Below are 18,193 nucleotides of genomic sequence, written 5' to 3'. Positions count from 1 at the left end.
CTAATTTAGTATAAAAATATTTTCCACCATAACGGCGGAGTCAAAAATTATTTTTGACCGAAAAAAAGCCCGGGATACTAGCACCCCGGGGCCAAATAATTTGTTTCGCTACCGTTAAAGATTATTTTCAATCGCGCCAACTTTCTCACGGTGCAATGCCAAAGGCGAATCCAATAACACCGCAATGACAGTCATATTTTTATCCAAGCGTTCTTTGGGTACCTGAATATAAACAATCCCCGGAATACTGCTCCAGTACAGTTTATTGAAAATCTCATGATTGATCATGGATCCTTCACCCACCAGCCGAATCCGTGCGATCCCGTTCTTAATTCCTTTGAGCGCAATAGGGCCTGTAGGCGTGCCTTCAACAAAAAGGTAAAGGGTCTGACGATCCTTTGAAAGAGCGCTTAAACCTTCATAATGTCCTTCAGGTAGTCCCTTTCCAGTCTCATAAAGTGCTTCCGCATGGTTCTTAACCCAGTCTAGAACGGCTGGATTTGTCAGATTTCCCACAGGCAGCTTTGACTCCATGCCGTCTATAGTTAAACCCGAATGATCAAAGATATTTTTTCCACTATGGAGTACTGACGCGATTTTATTTAATGCGGTATTGGTTTGCTTGTTATCAAGTACAGCTTGTAATGTAATAGCTTCTTCCCGGGGTGCATGCCACTGTACCTTGTCTTTGAACGTCAGGGCCAATACTGTGACGTCCTGATCAAAGTTAACTTTTGTCAAGTCCAATTGGATCCTTTCATCCAACGCTACCGCAGTTACCTTAGACCCGACATCTCCAACAACAGAAACCGCCTGAATAGCACTGTTCAGCAAACCCTTTAACTGCAATTGCGGTTTTTGCTCATATACATAAAGATAGAGGGTTTTTCCATCTTTTGACAAAGCGGACTTCCCGTTGTAATTTTCAAATGGAATACCTGCTCTTGTGCCATATATTGCCGAAGCGTGTTTATTCGTCCATCTTCCCAACTGCTTCAAAATATTCATCTGCTCTTCTGGAATGCTGCCATCAGCTTTTGGGCCAATATCCAGGAGGAGGTTTCCACCCATGGAAATACAATCCACCAATGTGCGGATGATCATATTGGGTGATTTGTATTTCTTGTCAAAGGGTTGATATCCCCAAGAGTCATTCATGGTATAGCAAAGCTCCCAGAATTTAGCATCTGGCCGACTTACAGGAATTCCCTGTTCAGGAGTCTCATAATCACCATGGTGATTCAAGCGCGAATTAATAATGATGTTCGGATTGTATTTCCGTAAAAGCGACAACGTTTCCTTGGACTTCCACTCTTCGGCACTATGTTCCCAGTCGCCATCAAACCAGATCAATTCGGGTTTATATTGCTGCGATAATTCGCTGAGTTGTTTTTGATAATATTCGACATACTGGTTCCAACGATTTGGCTCTTTGACAAGTTCGTAACGTTTTCTTGCACGTGTAAATACATCGTAATAAGGATGGCTCCAATCGGGCAGAGAATAATAGAGACCTGTATGCAGTCCCTCCTGCTGTATAGCCTGAACAAATGGTGTAATAACATCCTGTTTGGCAGCGGCATCTTTTAGGGTGGTAATCGCTTTATCCGCCTGAGTATTCCACAAGGAAATCCCATCATGATGTTTCGTCGTAATCACTGTATACTTTGCGCCTGCTTGTTTGATCAGTTTAGCCCACTCCTTTGGCTTATAATTTTTGGCCGTAAAACCATCAAGCTGTTTGATATAATTATCGTGGTTAATATAGTTATTGAAGAATGACCATGACTCAGAAATCCCGTCAACGGAGTAGATCCCCCAATGAATAAAAATCCCCAGCTTGGCGTCTTCAAACCAATCCATTTTTTGTGCTGAAATAGTGTTCTGAGCGCTGACGTTTAAGCACGCCGACGCTAAAAGAACAAAAAGAGAAACCTTTTGAAACTTCATAGAGCTAAATTATCGATTACATAACGAGTTTAAGCCAGCAAAATACATATAAATCGCCAGAATTCTATTGTGTAAATGATAAATTACAGCCAAGACGTTCGTGCTAAACCGAATAACTCCTTGATTTGACAGGCAGATTGTCAGGATATAGCGTTGCTCCACACAATTATAATTGTATTTCAACACAAATTTATCTAAGTTTGGAGGGTATGATCGAATTATATACAGACGGGGCATCGAGTGGAAATCCCGGTCCAGGAGGGTATGGAACTATCTTAAGAACTATCTATACAGGCGACAATGAGGCGTTCAAGGGGAAATTAATTGAGAAGGAATTTTCAGGAGGGTATAGAAAAACAACAAATAACCGTATGGAGCTGATGGCCGTCATTGTAGGGCTCGAAGCATTAAAAAACTTAAATCAGGCTGTTACGGTATATTCCGACTCCAAATATGTCATCGATGCCATTGACAAAAAGTGGGTGTATGGATGGATCCAAAAAGGTTTTGCGGGAAAAAAAAATAAAGACCTGTGGATGCGTTTAATGAGTGTTTATAAACTACATAAAGTCAAATTGGTTTGGGTAAAAGGCCATGCTGGCCATCCTTTAAACGAACGTTGTGACCGTTTGGCTGTGGCCGCATCCAAAGATAAGGCCAATTGGAAAATCGATACGGTATTTGAAGTCGAAGAAAACAAGTAGCAGGATACAACTTCAAAGGTCGATGTCGAGGAATGATGTAGACAATTTGAATATTGATCAAATTAGCGAAAAGGCACCCGATCCATTGGAACTTGGTGCCTTTTTTCATAAAATAATGTAAAGTGAAACGCTTCACCACAATCAAACCATACCTAAAAAATCTGTTTCATTGATATAAGAGTTTGCTTCTTAAAAACGAAATGCTGGTGCTGCGATCTCCTGTACCTTACTTTCCCGAAACTCCTTCATACTAATAGGCTCCTTACTTTCTAATTCAGCAAAGTCCACCACTCCATTATCCTTAGCCCAACGAAAGTAAGCGGTGGATAGGCGCGAGACTACATCGTGATGTTGTGCGGCAATATCCTTTCGTTCGGTCGGATCTTGTTCCAGATCATATAGTTCCCATTTGTAGGATGGCCAGGTGGACACCAATTTCCACTTTCCTATCCGCGCGGCACGGTTTCCGGCCCGCTCCCAAAAAAGACCTTCGTCGCGCGTTACGGTATCCTGTTGATTGAACAGCACCGGAAGTAAACTTTTTCCGGGAAGTTTATTTGCCTGATGTCCTTGATATTCCTTGGGATAATTGGCTCCGGCAAGTTCATAAAAGGTTGGCGCCAGGTCAATGATATGGCCAGTTCCTTTTTTGATGCCACTGGCGATTTTCTCCGGAAACCAAGCGATAAATGGGGCATTGATCCCGCCCTCATAAGTGTAATCTTTAAATGCCTTGAATGGAGTATTTGATGCATAGGACCAATTTTTACTTTGTGACTCAAATGAACCTACCGTACCCACTGGCCCACTGTTCAATCGGGCACCATGGAACCAGCGGACGAGGTCCTCCGCAGGTGCACCATTATCTGACAGGAACACAATTAAGGTATTGTCCAACTGGCCATTTTCTTTGAGTTTTTGCAACAACTTACCGATCGTCTGATCCAGGCGATCGACCATCGCAGCGAAAACTTCCATTTTTCTGGCCCACTGCTGCTTTTGGTCAAAGGATAGGCGTTCCCAATCGTAGATATCTTCATCGGCAATAGAAAGTGTGGTCGTCTTGTCAACTATCCCAAGTTCTTTTTGGCGCTTAAACCGCGCCCTACGGATGCTCTCCCAACCTTTATCATAGTGTCCCTTATACTTTGCGATATCCTGTGGCAGGGCAACTAAAGGCCAATGCGGTGCGGTATGCGCTAAATATAGGAAGAACGGTTTGTCCTGACCTTTGATCTGATCTAGAAAACCTTCGGCCTCCCGATTGATTACTTCTGTAGAAAAAGAGCTTTCCAAGGGATAACCTGCAGCATCTGTCGCTCCTTTAAATGTCGGAGCTCCTGAATCTGAATTCTTTTCTTCTCTTGGAAAAACGAAATCAAAACCACGGTCCCAAGGCAGGCTCTTGCCTTTACCGGACACATGCCATTTGCCTGATGTCGCGGTGACGTAGCCATTGGCACGAAGAACTTCGGCAATCGTCAATGATTCAGCATTGAGGTAACCTTGGTAAGCCGGTAAGCCCAAATCATTGGAAAAATATCCAACGCCGGCCTTGTGCTGGTACTGACCTGTAATCAGGGATGCACGTGTTGGCGCGCAAATGGAGTTATTATAAAATTGTTTTAAACGTATTCCCTCGCTGGCCAGACGATCCAGATTGGGGGTTGCGATCTCCGATCCATAAGCGCCCAAATCGGAGTATCCGAGGTCATCTGCAAGAATCAAGATAATATTCGGCTTGTTGCTTTGTGCCACAAGAGCACTTGCACCACCAAAAATAAAGGCAATACATAGTGTTAGTTTTTTCATTTGATAAGAATTTTTATATATGTTTAGTCTCCATGATAAAAATGAACTCTTTTCACTCGGTTCGAATACATCATCATGAATTTTCATAAGCCAACCTTTTATGCCTAGCGAAACTGACTGTTTATTTTCAGCAGTTTATAGTCCACCACCCCATTCTCCTTTGCCCAAAGCTTATAACGCGCTTCGAGATCTTCAACAATTTCCGGGTATTGATCTGCGACATTATTGTTTTCCCCCCTGTCCACATCGATATTGTACAGCTGTGGTTTATTCCCCTCTTTGAATAAAGACACTAGTTTCCATTTACCATACCGTACAGCTGTGTTGCCGGCTCGTTCCCAAAATAATGGAGTCGGACGCTCGACCTGATTTTTATCGGTATGCAATAAGGCTCTCAGACTAATGCCCGGTAAGGGATTGATGGATAAGTTGTCCTCTGTTGACGGATATTTTGCTTTGGCAAAATCATATAATGTAGGGGCGATATCAATCAGGTGTCCCGTACCTTTCTTGACGACGTTGGCTTTCACTTCCTTTGGAAACCAGACAATAAACGGTGCACCGATACCGCCTTCATAAGGATTATCCTTGTAGCTCCGCAAGGGCGAGTTGCCTGTTTGTGACCAATTGCTATTTTGCATATCATAGGAACCCGGCAACCCTACAGTCTCCGTATTCCGCGAGGTATAGATGCGGTTGCGATCACCGCCCTGTGCACCGTTATCGGACAAAAAGATGATAATGGTATTCTTGTCTTTTTTCAGTTCCTTCAAGGTTTGTCGCACTTTTCCGATACTCTGGTCGACGCGATCGACCATGGCAGCAAATACCTGCTGTCGACGTTGCCAATATTGCTGTTCGTCATAGGTGAGCTTGTTCCATTCCTGTACACTTGAATCCTTTGTCGAAATAGGCTGTCCTTTCGGAAAAACTCCACTTTGAACGGCATTTTCATAACGTTTCACACGCAGGCTATCCCAGCCCTGCCGGTATACGCCCTCGTATTTTTGGGTTTCTTCTTCCGGAGCCTGCAAAGGCCAATGTGGTGCGTTAAAGGCGAGATACAGAAAAAACGGTTTTTTATCCTGCTCTTGTTCACGCAGAAAGCCAATTGCCTGATCAGTAATCTCATCCGTGAGGTAACGCCCTTGTGGTAAATAGAAAGGTTTATTATTTCGGTACAAAGGCACGGTAGGATTTTCAGGTCCATTGATTTCATAAAAATTGGAAGCTCCACCCACAAAATTAAAGGAGCGTTCAAAACCACGTTGCGCAGGCCATTGGTCATAATCATCGCCAACATGCCATTTTCCGGAGATAATGGTAGAATAGCCCGCTCCTTTTAGTACTTCCGCCAGCGTCAGTGACTCGTTGTTTAAAAAGCCTTGGTATGCCGGCAGGCCAAGGTTAACGTTAAAATACCCCATACCGGCGCGATGTGCATATTGTCCTGTCAGTAATGTCGCTCGCGTCGGCGCACAAATTGAATTATTATAAAACTCCTGGAAACGTGTCCCCTGTTTTGCCAGCTCCGTTAAATTTGGCGTATGAAAGTCTGTTCCGCCATAAGGTGCTATGTCTGAAAAACCCAAGTCGTCAACCAGAATTAATATGATATTTGGTCGTTTGTCCTGTGCAATACTCCTATTCAGCGTCCAGCTTAGACAAAGTGCGATAAGAATGTATATTGTTTTCATAATTTATGATGTTTTGTAGTACGAATAAAAATAGATTAGCCCATACAGCGATACCATTGGCTATTTAGCCAGCCAGTCTGGATGTTGAACCAATTTTGGATTCAAATTCAGCTCCCGTTGTGGTGTTGGAAAATGAAGATGTCTCGCTGCAGCATTTGTTTTGCCTGCAGCCTTTAGTTTTGTGATGTAATAACTTGCCCCGCGACGTACCAAATCAAACCAACGCTGGTATTCGTAGACCAATTCCTTGCGTCGTTCCTCAAATACCAATTCCCGAAAGCTATCTTTGCTTTCCGTATCGGACAGCTTTTCAACGCCAGCGCGTATACGAACAGCATTGATCGCATCACGCGCTTCCTGCGTTGGTCCGTTTAACTCATTTTCCGCTTCTGCCAAAATAAGCAGGACCTCAGCATATCGTATGATGGGTGTATTCTTGGAAGACTGGGCCTGGTTGCCGACTACGGTCTGGTCATAATACTTATTGAATTGTGGTTTGGCTAGTGCATAATATTTTCCATCTTTGGGTGATATCATGCCATTGGTAAACGTTACGGAAAGACGTTTATCAGTCACCGCAAAGCTCTTGTACAGGCCACCCTCGACATGTAGGGCATCCGCATAGTCCCCATTGATACCGGGTATATCCGCCGGAGCGGAACGACTGGCTAATGAATTCCCTTGGTAACCACTATTTCCTTTAAACTGCGCTGAAAAAATATGTTCAATACCATTTTTTTTATCTATATCGAAGACATCTGAAAAATCCGGAAAAAGTGCATATCCCTCTTTCTCAATCACATCCTTGGCCAAAAGTTTGGCATTAGTCCAATCTGACCGGGTTAGGTACACCTTGGCCAGGAGGCTTTTAGCCGCCCCGGATGTAGCACGACCTTTGTCCGCATCGCCATAATTCTTGTAATTCGGGAGATTGGAGGCAGCTTTTAAATCGTTTATAACCTGTGTATATACCTCGTCTTCTGAAGCTTTCGCCACGTATAATTCTTGTGCTGATAAGCCTTCTGTAGGACGTAAGACAAGCGGAACAGGGCCAAACCAGCGCACCAGATTGAAGTAATGTAATGCACGCAGAAATTTGGCTTCGTTGACCAGACGCTGCTGTACCGTGGCATCAATCTGATTTTGGTTCATCGCTTCGATGTTAACGATATTTAGATTTGACGCATTAATGGCATCATAACTCTGTTTCCAGAGCTGTTCCATCCGATCGTTTGAGGCGTCATGGGTTAAATTACTGATGGCGCGCACATGGGCATTTCGTGCCCGGGGTCCCGCTTCATAGTCATCTGTTGCCATCTCCACACCGATCTGGAATAAGCTGTTGTACAACGATTGCCCCGTCTCGTATAGTTTTCGATAAGTGCCTGTTACTGCGGCTACTGCCTGTCCTTGATTCAGGTAAAACTGCTCCGAAACCAATGCGCTTTCGGGCTTCTCGGTCAATTTTGAACAGGAGATTCCCGTTAACAAAACGGACAATAGAGGAATAGAATAATATATTTTTTTCATTGGAATCTGTAAAATTAGAAGGTTAAGGATATACCAACAGAAACAGACTTATTAGCTGGATAAATTCCAGCATCCGTACCAATCTGGACATTGCTACCTGAGGTTACCTCAGGGTCAAATCCTCGATAGCTAGTCCATGTCAATAGATTTTGTGCTGCCAGGTATAGGTTCAAATTCGCGATATGCGCATTTTTCAACCATTCTTTCGGAAAGCTATAACCAAGTTGCAGAGACTTCAGTCGCGCAAATGATCCGCTTTCAACAAATTGATTCGAGAATACCGGAGCCGGGTCAAGCTTGGCTCTCGGGTATAGCTGACTTGGATTGTCTGGTGTCCAACGGTTAAGCGCATCAATTGAAGCGTTCTGTTGACCAGTAAACATCTCGAGGTTTTGGCGGTTGATATTCAGCAGGTCGTTGCCAACTGTTCCCTGAATCAGGAAAGATAGGTCAAATCCTTTGTAAGAAAGCGTATTGCTGATACCGAATATAAAATCAGGCTGCGCGTTGCCGATGATGGTCCGGTCGTTGGCAGTGGTAAACTGGCCATCGCCATTGATGTCCTTATACAAGCGATCGCCGGCTTTCGGATTTGCATTGCCAGTCAATGCTCCCTTAGTTTTCTCCTCGCCCGATTGTAGAATACCATCGATAACAGTTCCATAAAAAGTCCCCAATGGTTCTCCTACTTTAATAATATAGTTGCCTGTGATATAAGACGTGGCGCCTCCACCGATAGTTAACACATTATTTCGGTTAAAAGAGACATTTAGATCTGTATTCCAACTGAGGTTTCCCTGTAGATTTTTTGATTTCAGGCCAAACTCTAGACCCTTATTTGAAACAGAACCAAAATTTTGCAATGAAGTTGCATAACCTGAGGTCCAGGGAATCTCCACATTCAACAAAAGGTCTTTTGTCTTTTTATAATAATAGTCGACGGTAAACTGTAATCGATTTCTCAAAAGTGAAAGGTCGAAACCGGCATCATATTGAAAGGTAGTCTCCCAACCCAAGTTCTTATTCGGCACCCGTTGTGATGCAAATCCTGTGATCACATTATTTCCAAAGAGGTAATTTAAACTATACAAGGTAGAGAGTGATTGATATTGCCCGATCTCCTGATTACCGGTTGTGCCGAAGCTAGTACGTATTTTAAAATCATCAATACCGGGGAAAACCTGTTTAAAAAAGGGCTCGTTTATTATACGCCATGAGAATGCCAATGAGGGAAAATTTCCCCATTTATTGTCAGCGCCAAATCTGGAGCTGCCGTCACGGCGTACACTCGCCGAAACATAATATTTGTTCGCATAATTATAGTTGACCCGCGCCAAATAGGAATGCAACACCCAATTATAGGTATCCGAGGTAGGTCTTGTGAGGATAGATCCACTCTGCAGGTTATTGAAAAGCAAATCGTCTGTAACAAAATTCTGTGCCCCGGCACTGAACACTTCATTTTTATTTTCCTGCTGTGTAAAACCCAGCAACGCATTGAAATTATGTTGCCCGATAACCCCGGTATAGGTTAAGGTATTCTCATTCAGCCAAGAAGTGCCATTTAAATTTCCCAAACTTGCTTCCCCCTGAGATCCGGCACCTTCATAGATATAGGATGGAAGATAGAATTTGTCATTGCGGTTATTGAGATCAACCCCAAGAAGCACTTTCGCCTGTAGCCCTTTTAAAATACGGTACTGTGCAAAGGAAGTACCTAAAACACGTAAACCATTTGTTGTATTTGTGGTTTCTTTCAACGTCGCAATAGGATTAGCAAAGATGTTCTCAAAGGGATTGCGTAGGGTGTAGCCGCCGTTGGGATCGTATATTGTAGCCGTAGGCGGCATAATCAGCAGTGCATTCACGATACCTGATGGAGCGATCTGCGCATTTGTTTTATTAATGGACAAATTGGCTCCTACCTGCAAACGATCGAAGGGATTTGCATTGATGTTAGAACGGAATCCCAAACGCCTGAAGTTTGTATTTATAATGACGCCTTCCTGATCGAAATAATTTGCTCCCAAAAAGTACTGCACTTTCTCAGCTCCTCCGGACAATGACAATTGGTGGTTTTGTATTTTGCCGGTCCGAAAGGCTTCCTGTTGCCAATTTGTCCCTTCGCCCAATTGATCCAGCTCTGTCTGTTTGCGATATTGATTTGGCCCCAGACTAGGGTTAGCATCATACAACGCCTCGTTTCGAAGAACGGCAAAATCATGGGCATTCAAGACGTCAATTTTTTTGAGCACACTTTGTGCTCCGATACTACCATCATAGTTCAACTGTACATGTCCGGCTTTTCCTTTTTTGGTGGTCACCAAAATAACGCCGTTTGCCCCACGTGAGCCATATATTGCCGTCGCTGCAGCGTCTTTCAATACTTCAATACTTTCAATGTCCGCAGGATTAATACTGGCTAGGGGATTTACGGGGGTTCCGCTCCCGACGCCTGTGCTTTCCGTCTGATTATAGACTGGAAAGCCATCAATGACATATAGCGGTTCATTTCCGCCTTGTACGGATGCACCCCCACGTATACGGATACTCACTCCGCCCCCGGGCTGCCCCGACGTTTGCGTAACCTGAACACCAGAAATCCCACCTTTCAAGGTCTGATCGAGAGAAGCCACAGGCTGCTTGAGCAGATTTTCCGGCAAGGATGCCACCGCTCCTGTCAAATCACGGCGTTTTTGGGTTCCGTATCCCACCACCACGACTTCTTCAAGATCTTCGGACGAAGGAGATAGCTGGATAACGGCTGGTGAGGTATTTACGATGATCTTTTTCTTCTGATAACCAACAAAGGTTAAGATAAGGGTAAAAGGAAGTTTCTGCCCTGTGACAAATTGGAATTTACCATTACGGTCTGTTTTTACACTATGTGTCACAGCTTCCAATTGTATGGTCACTCCTTCAATGGGCTCTTTGGTTGTCGCATCTATTACCGTTCCTATTAGGGATGCGTTGATGATCGGTTGAGGCTGCTGTGCCTGTACCGACGCAAAGGTGTACAGCAAAAGCACGGCTAAAATAGCATACGAGAGTACGCTGAAATTTTTCATTGTCAGTTCTATTTAATGTGAATACGAAAACAAGTGCCAACGCCATTGGTACTTTTGTTTTTTTAAAACTCGAATTACTTGCTTAATGAAGCATAAACAAGAAAAAAGGAAGTGCTCAGCGGCACATTCGCATTCGACAAATGAAAAGGAAGGATTTAAAAATTGGGGTAGTTTCTCGGTTGCTTACAGAAGCGGTTAGATAGTCGTTTTTCATACTTGTTCAAAATTTGTAGTCTAGATTTTATCTTCGTTGCCAACGCCAATTGTTAACGACAGTACAAATATAAAAATAGTTTTCAAAAAGACTACTTGTTTAGTAGTCTTTTTGAAAACTATTTTTATATGATGAATCCATCTAACCGGATAGTCGTATGCAAAAAAAATAAGCCCAATATTAAATCGGGCTTATTGCTACAGATAGTTAATCCATTTATTTTAACGGGGATATACACCATTCGGAATCCCCTATTTTTTGTCGTTCTACTCCCCGCTTTCTTTGGCAGCAAGATATCTTTCTGCTTCAAGCGCTGCCATACAACCGGTACCGGCCGCAGTAATTGCTTGACGGAATATATTGTCCTGTACATCTCCACAGGCAAATACCCCCGATATATTGGTTGCCGTACTATCTGGTTTAGTAATCAGATATCCTGTTTCGTCCATCTCCAATACCCCTGTAAATAATTCAGTATTCGGTTTATGACCTATTGCCACGAAAAAGCCTGTTACCTCCAGATCTTTTTCAGATTGGTCTTTGTTGTTGATCACTCGGATCCCAGTCACTACCTGACCGTCACCTAAAACTTCTTTTGCTTCGGAGTTATAATGGACTTCGATATTTGGCGTATTCATTACACGGTGCACCATCGCTTTGGAAGCGCGGAATTCATCACGACGCACCAACATATGTACTTTCGAACATAATTTGGCGAGATAAGTTGCCTCCTCTGCAGCAGTGTCGCCGGCCCCTACGATGGCAACTTCCTGATTTTTAAAGAAAAACCCATCACATACAGCACAAGCTGATACCCCAAAACCGTTATATTTTTGTTCAGATTCCAAGCCCAGCCACTTCGCTGTTGCTCCTGTAGCAATGATCACCGTGTCTGCTGTAACCTGTACTGTTCCGTCTATTTCTACACGATGTACATCGCCTGTGAAGTCTACTTTTGTCACATAACCAAAGCGCACGGAAGTTCCAAAGCGTTCAGCTTGCTCCCGTAAATCTTCCATCATAACTGGACCAGTAATCCCTTTTGGGTACCCCGGAAAATTGTCCACTTCTGTTGTTTGTGTCAACTGCCCCCCCGGTACAATACCTGTATAAACTACCGGTTTCATATCTGCACGAGCTGCATAAATTGCTGCAGTATATCCCGCTGGACCTGAACCAATAATCAAACATTGTACATGCTCCACTTCTTGTTTGAATTCCATAATCCTTTTTCTAAGCTATTAATAAAGTTATTTTTTAAATTTATCTTGCAATCCTTTCAGCATGTCCAGAGAGATACTTTGGGGTACCTCTTCTTTTTGCTGATTGAACTCCTTTTTAGCAGTTTTTTTATCCTCTATCGAATGAGCGGGTGCTGCTTTTGCTTTTTGCTCACTTTTTTCTTTCTTATATCTTACCCAGATATTTTCCAGTACTTTTTTGGTATATAAAGGAAAATCACCATTCTGCATCCAGGCATAATAACTGGGTTCCTGCTCAAATACGTCTACGATAGGCTTGCCTTTGTGTTTACCAAAATTAATGGTTTCCAATCCGTCTTCGTTATATACAATACGTCCGGCAAAATCTACAGGTTTACTTAAGTTTGTAAACTCATGTAATGCCGCCACATCATTGACAACGGGATATGAAACCACGCCATGACGATCCTCGAATGCGGCACCCTCATATTTGGTCAATTGTGCTTTCAGCACTTCATAAGTAGCACGTACATCTGCCTCCGCGGTATGTGCATTTTCAAGGTTCTCATCGCAATAGAACTTATAGGCTGCCTTTAATGTACGTTGTTCCATTTGATGGAAGATGTTCTGTACATCAACAAAGGCACGTCCTTCCAAAGAAAAATCTACGCCTGCACGTAAAAACTCTTCCATGAGCATAGGCACATCGAACTTATTGGAATTATATCCTGCCAAGTCCGACTCGCCGATAAAAGTGGCCAATTCTGCTGCAATTGCTTTAAATGTTGGCGCATCTTTAATGTCCTCGTCACGAATGCCATGAAAAAACGTTGATTCCGCAGGAATCGGTCTTTCTGGATTGATTTTCTTCGTATATACTGTTTCTTCACCGCTGGGCATCACTTTCAAAAATGATACTTCTACAATTCGATCGGTCGCAACATTAACTCCTGTTGTCTCTAAATCGAAAAATACCAACGGCCTCTTTAATTTTAATTCCATGCTGGATCGTATGTTTTTTTAAACAAAAACCAAAAATACAAAGTTGGATTTGATTTTTGTAGTCTGTGAAATTTAATTTACAACCGCTTGATGAATCGGTTCGAATTGATTGAACTTACCCACAACAACCTTTACCATTTGCTCAAAATCAAGGTATTTATCTGCAATATCACGAACTTTTTCGGGCGTCATATTTTTAACTTGCTCCATGTAATAAGAATAATACGTTAGGCTCATGTCGTTCAACAATACGCTTTTGAATTTATCAGCATGAGAAAATATACTCTCCAATGATCCCAATAGAGATCCTTCCATATACGTTTTTACCAAATCAACTTCCTCTTCAGAAGCCAGTGTGGTTTTCAGCAGATTGATCTCTTTTTCTATCTCGACTAAAGTTGCATTGGTTACATCTACACCGACTTCTGTAGCAATGGTCAAGAAACCGGTATGTTTTAACGTGGCCACAGCCGATCCGATACTATAGGTATACCCTTTTTCCTCGCGTATATTACGCATTAGCCTTGAACCAAAAAATCCACCTAACAGTGTATTAACAAACTGTAGTGCCGGGTAATCCGGATGCATTCTCGAAATTGTCTGACTCCCCAAACGAATAGCCGACTGTAGCGCATTTTCCTTTTCTTCGTAAGCTAAACCTCCTGTCTCTTGAATCAATATGGGACTCACAGCAAGAAGGGCTGACTCAGGTCTTTGCCACTCAAAGCCAAAGATCTGCTCCAGTTCGTTGATGAGGTCATCAGACACATTGCCTGAAACAATCAGGGTACAATTATTAGGTACAATTTCTTTGCGGTACAGTGCCGTCAATTGCTCACGGCTAATGGCATCATAATCCTCCAGTCTTGGTGTACGTCCATAACGATTATTTTCACCGAAGATCAGGTTGTAGAATTTGCGTCGCGCCAGGTAGTCATTTTTTTGAATAGATACCTGAAACTTTTGCTTATTATTTCGAAGATAAGTATCAAGCTCCTGCTGCGGAATCGATGCTTCCGTTAAAATATCTTTCACTAATGGCAACAACACTTTGCTATGTCTATTCAATGTATACAACGACAAAGACGTCACATCGAAAGAATATTCGGGAACAAGAAAAGCACCATAAAAGTCGACCTTGTCAGCAATCTCCGCACTTGACATCGTCATCGTGCCCTCTTTGAGTAATGCACTTAATGCACTATTTAGTAGGGGATTTTCATTTTGTTCATCCAGATATTTATTCTCAAAAATCCATTCGATACGGACAAGTTCTTGTTCAGGGGAATGAAACACATATACAGGTAAGCCGTTTGCAAACTGTTTTTTGGCTGGTTCCTTCAAGCTTATATGAGCGATTTCGCGGAATTCCGGCGCTTTTGTTCTATCCAACATGACGTATCTCCTCCTCTTGTGCTTTATACATTAATATTGATGCGTTTTCAGGGTTAAAAATAGCTCTTGCTTGTTGCTGCACTTCCTCAGCCGTTACAGCCAGATATTTTGATACTTCTGTATTGATACCGTTGGCATCACCAAGCAATTCATGAAAAGCCAAATTCATTGCCTTATCCAAGATGGACAACTCAGCAAACACGTTTGTCGACTCGATTTTATTTTTTACTTTTTCCAGTTCCGTTTCAGACACCAATTCTTTTTTCAATAAATCGAGCTCTCTCCATACGGCGCTTTCCGCTTCTTCCAGTGTTATTCCTTCGGATGGTTTACCTTCGATCACAAACAAGTTATTGTCGATACTGCCCATTACGTAGGCATTTAATTCGCTAAAAACCTGTTCCCCTTTCACCAGTCTTCGATAAAGTCTTGATGAAGAGCCTCTGGACAGGATATCCGAAAGTAAATCCATAGCAAAATAACCTTCTTCCAGTCGCGCTGGACCATGAAAAGCCATATAGAGTGCATCTAAGGGTACCGGAGCAAAAGCAGTCTCCCTTCTTAATTCCTGTTGCACAGGCTCCTGTGGCAACTGGCGGTGATACTTTTGACCGGGTTCGATATCGGCAAACCATTTTTCAACCAAAGATTTTACTTCTTCATAATAAACGTCGCCCGAAATTACCATAATTGCACTCTGAGGATTATAGTGTAATTTGAAGAAGGCCTTGACATCCGCCATCGTTGCATCTTCAATATGTTTTAGTTCTTTTCCAATGGTAGCCCAACGATACGGGTGCACCTTATAAGCCAGAGGGCGCAGCTTGAGCCAGGCATCACCATAAGGCTGATTGAGATAGCGTTGTTTAAATTCTTCACTCACTACATTTCGTTGTACTTCAAGACTCTGTGGTGAGAATGCCAGACTTAACATACGATCGGATTCTAACCACAGTGCAGTCTCCACATTGGATGAAGGCAACGTAATATAGTAATTGGTGATATCATTGCTTGTGAAGGCATTATTCTCTCCACCGACCTTCTGCAGCTCGGTATCAAAATTAGGGATATTGACGCTACCACCAAACATGAGATGCTCAAATAAATGGGCAAAACCCGTCTGCTCCGGAGACTCATCGCGCGCGCCTACATCGTATAATATATTCACACAGGCCATTGCTGTGTTATGATCTTCATGTATCAATACACGAAGTCCGTTTTCTAACGTAAATTTTTGGTATGAAACCATGTAATTTTTTTCGATTTTATGAAATCCAGTTAATACCTTTTCGCAATAAGGATAAGGTCTTGGCTTCTTCGGAGCCTTCTTCAGGTTGATGGTCATATACCCAATTGGCCTGGGATGGTAGACTCATCAATATGGACTCTATGCGGCCATTTGTCTCAAGTCCAAATTTAGTACCAGAATCCCAGACTAAATTAAACTCAACGTAACGCCCCCGGCGGATCAATTGCCAATTTTTTTGCGCTTCATCATAGTCCTTATTTCTGTTTCTATCGACCAATGCAGTATAAGTAGGTGCAAAGCTACGTCCTAAATCGCAGGAAAATGCAAAAATATCCGCCATGGACATTCCTGTTTTCGCAGTATTTAATTTATCGTAGAATACCCCGCCTATTCCACGAGTTTCCTGTCGGTGGCGAATGAAGAAATACTCGTCGGCCCATTTTTTAAATTCATCATAAAAAGTTGGATTATGTTTATCACAGACCGTTTTTAATTGCTGATGAAAAAACTGGGCGTCCGCTTCATTCACATAGTGAGGCGTCAGGTCTATCCCTCCCCCAAACCAGCGCACCTCTTCGTTCAATTCGAAATACCGGATATTCATATGAATAATCGGTACCCATGGATTATTGGGGTGAATAACAATAGAAACTCCGGTGGCAAAGAAATCATCTTGATCTACGCCAAAAGCCTTCTTAATGCTCTCAGGTAGCTTACCATGCACAGCAGAAAAGTTTACTCCACCTTTTTCCAAGATGTTTCCATTCTGAATAATCCGCGTACGGCCGCCGCCCCCACCTTCTCTTTCCCATAGTTCTTCCTCAAATCGAGCTGAACCGTCCAAACGCTCCAGCGCCTGGCATATTTCATCTTGAATTTCTTTATAAGCTAAAGCAATTGCTTCTTTTGTTATCATCTACTTTATCGCTACGTTTAAGTTAATTTTTCACTCAAAGCTTGAATAATTTTGGATGCAGGTTGATGTGCATATAAAATCTGATATACGGCATCGCAAATAGGTAACTCGACAGCATACTTCTCTGCATATTCCTGAATGCAGGCCGAAGCATAATAACCTTCAGCCACCATGTTCATTTCGAGTTGGGCAGATTGCACACTATATCCTTTTCCGATCATATTCCCAAATGTTCTGTTGCGGCTGAACTGTGAATATGCTGTAACCAACAAGTCGCCTAAATAAGCAGAGGTATTGACATCCCGGGATGTATCCCCATCTACTTTAGCGACAAACCGGCGCATCTCACGAATGGCGTTGGAAACCAGGACCGCCTGAAAATTATCACCATAACCCAAGCCATGGCATATACCACCTGCAAGGGCATAAATATTCTTTAACACGGCCCCAAACTCTATTCCTATAATATCTTCTGAAAGGATCGTTTTAATAACCCGAGAAGATAAAAATGAGGCCACAGAAGCAGCATTATCCAGGTTTTTACAACCAAATGTCAAGTAAGACAACTTCCCAAGGGCCACTTCTTCAGCGTGACAAGGACCACCAACCACACAAATCTGCCTTATATCGATGTCATAACGCTGTTCCAAAAACTCACCGATAATCAAGTTATCCTTCGGAATAATCCCCTTGATGGCGGATACCACTATTTTGTCTTTGAAATCCTCCTTGGTGATACCATTTAATGCATCTTTTAAATAGGCTGCCGGCGTATTTAAAATAACAATATCTGAATTGGCAACTACATTTTTTGCACTGGTATCAATGCTGGTAATACTCAAATCGACAGCAACCCCACTCAAATAGGTTGGATTGTGTTTAAATTTTTGAATATATTCTGCATCTTCCTCTTTTCTAATCCACCAAAAAATATGTTTGTCTTGGTCATTTTCGCATAGCATCTTGATCATCGCTGTGGCCCAGCTCCCGCTACCTATTATACCAATCTTTTTCCCCTGCATGTTTCTAATTTGTTTTCGAAAGCAAATATACTTATTTACTGCTTAGATATGCGATTACATCGGGAGATATGATACTTTAGTTACTTTTAGAACCGAGAAGATTTTGCCAAAAACCTTTCTCAACACCTACAAAATGGGCACCACCCTCCTGTTTAATAGGATAAATATGAATAAAGTCATGTTGAGCAGGATTGCCTTTTCCCGTCACAAGATCAAATTCATGCCGATGAAATGGACAGATTACTTTTCCTCGCTCACACCAACCGTTTTTTAAAGGAGCTCCAGCATGCGGACATTTTCTGGAGAAAGCATGCAATTGCTCTTCAAACCAAGTCAGGCAAATGGTTTTTCCACCAAACTTATGCTCGGTTATCCCCTTATCCTTTAAAAATTGGGCGTCATCAATTTTGTACCACTGAAGCATACCACAAG

The 18,193-nt window shown here is 42.5% G+C and carries 13 protein-coding genes; 1 reads left to right on the top strand and 12 read right to left on the bottom strand.

Features of this window, described 5'->3' with window-relative positions; all coding sequences use genetic code 11:
• Positions 1 to 114 precede the first annotated feature (114 nt).
• A complete protein-coding gene (locus HMAT_RS04165; protein WP_104381536.1) occupies positions 115 to 1,950 on the bottom strand; it encodes an alpha-L-fucosidase in 1,836 nt (611 codons plus the stop codon).
• 209 nt (positions 1,951 to 2,159) lie between these two features.
• Here HMAT_RS04165 and rnhA point away from each other — a divergent pair, with 209 nt between their 5' ends.
• Complete coding sequence (gene rnhA, locus HMAT_RS04160) at positions 2,160 to 2,654, top strand: ribonuclease HI (protein WP_104381535.1); 495 nt, start codon at positions 2,160 to 2,162, stop codon at positions 2,652 to 2,654.
• Between the two features lie 189 nt (positions 2,655 to 2,843).
• Here the strand turns inward: rnhA and HMAT_RS04155 are convergent, their stop codons facing one another.
• The 11 genes from HMAT_RS04155 to HMAT_RS04105 all read right to left on the bottom strand — a co-directional run bounded on the left by HMAT_RS04155 (position 2,844) and on the right by HMAT_RS04105 (position 18,185).
• Positions 2,844 to 4,466 (bottom strand): arylsulfatase, encoded by a 1,623-nt coding sequence (locus HMAT_RS04155; RefSeq protein ID WP_104381534.1) that lies wholly within the window; start codon positions 4,464 to 4,466, stop codon positions 2,844 to 2,846.
• A gap of 104 nt (positions 4,467 to 4,570) precedes the next feature.
• Positions 4,571 to 6,163 carry an arylsulfatase gene (locus HMAT_RS04150; protein ID WP_104381533.1) on the bottom strand — a complete coding sequence of 531 codons (1,593 nt, stop codon included), beginning with the start codon at positions 6,161 to 6,163 and terminating at the stop codon, positions 4,571 to 4,573.
• A 60-nt stretch (positions 6,164 to 6,223) separates the two neighbouring features.
• On the bottom strand, positions 6,224 to 7,693 hold the full coding sequence (locus HMAT_RS04145; RefSeq protein WP_104381532.1) for a RagB/SusD family nutrient uptake outer membrane protein: 1,470 nt from the start codon (positions 7,691 to 7,693) through the stop codon (positions 6,224 to 6,226).
• A 14-nt stretch (positions 7,694 to 7,707) separates the two neighbouring features.
• A complete protein-coding gene (locus tag HMAT_RS04140) occupies positions 7,708 to 10,761 on the bottom strand; it encodes a TonB-dependent receptor (protein ID WP_104381531.1) in 3,054 nt (1,017 codons plus the stop codon).
• A 480-nt stretch (positions 10,762 to 11,241) separates the two neighbouring features.
• Positions 11,242 to 12,198 (bottom strand): thioredoxin-disulfide reductase, encoded by a 957-nt coding sequence (gene trxB, locus HMAT_RS04135; protein WP_104381530.1) that lies wholly within the window; start codon positions 12,196 to 12,198, stop codon positions 11,242 to 11,244.
• Positions 12,199 to 12,225: 27 nt separating this feature from the next.
• On the bottom strand, positions 12,226 to 13,179 hold the full coding sequence (locus HMAT_RS04130; RefSeq protein WP_104381529.1) for a 3'-5' exonuclease: 954 nt from the start codon (positions 13,177 to 13,179) through the stop codon (positions 12,226 to 12,228).
• Between the two features lie 72 nt (positions 13,180 to 13,251).
• On the bottom strand, positions 13,252 to 14,574 hold the full coding sequence (locus HMAT_RS04125) for a pitrilysin family protein (protein ID WP_104381528.1): 1,323 nt from the start codon (positions 14,572 to 14,574) through the stop codon (positions 13,252 to 13,254).
• Positions 14,564 to 15,823, bottom strand: coding sequence for a pitrilysin family protein (locus HMAT_RS04120; protein ID WP_104381527.1), 1,260 nt, complete (start codon positions 15,821 to 15,823; stop codon positions 14,564 to 14,566). The genes HMAT_RS04125 and HMAT_RS04120 overlap by 11 nt, the downstream gene beginning before the upstream one ends.
• A gap of 16 nt (positions 15,824 to 15,839) precedes the next feature.
• Positions 15,840 to 16,739, bottom strand: a complete 900-nt coding sequence (gene hemF / locus HMAT_RS04115; RefSeq protein ID WP_104381526.1) for an oxygen-dependent coproporphyrinogen oxidase — start codon at positions 16,737 to 16,739, stop codon at positions 15,840 to 15,842.
• Between the two features lie 17 nt (positions 16,740 to 16,756).
• On the bottom strand, positions 16,757 to 17,761 hold the full coding sequence (locus HMAT_RS04110; RefSeq protein ID WP_104381525.1) for an NAD(P)H-dependent glycerol-3-phosphate dehydrogenase: 1,005 nt from the start codon (positions 17,759 to 17,761) through the stop codon (positions 16,757 to 16,759).
• Between the two features lie 76 nt (positions 17,762 to 17,837).
• Positions 17,838 to 18,185: a Rieske (2Fe-2S) protein gene (locus HMAT_RS04105; protein ID WP_104381524.1), complete on the bottom strand. Its 348-nt coding sequence runs from the start codon at positions 18,183 to 18,185 to the stop codon at positions 17,838 to 17,840.
• Positions 18,186 to 18,193: the final 8 nt, after the last annotated feature.

It is taken from the genome of Sphingobacterium sp. HMA12 (genome assembly GCF_002933815.1).
GTDB lineage: Bacteria > Bacteroidota > Bacteroidia > Sphingobacteriales > Sphingobacteriaceae > Sphingobacterium.
Note: the sequence above shows the minus strand (reverse complement) of the source record. Positions and strands in the feature narration are given on the sequence as shown.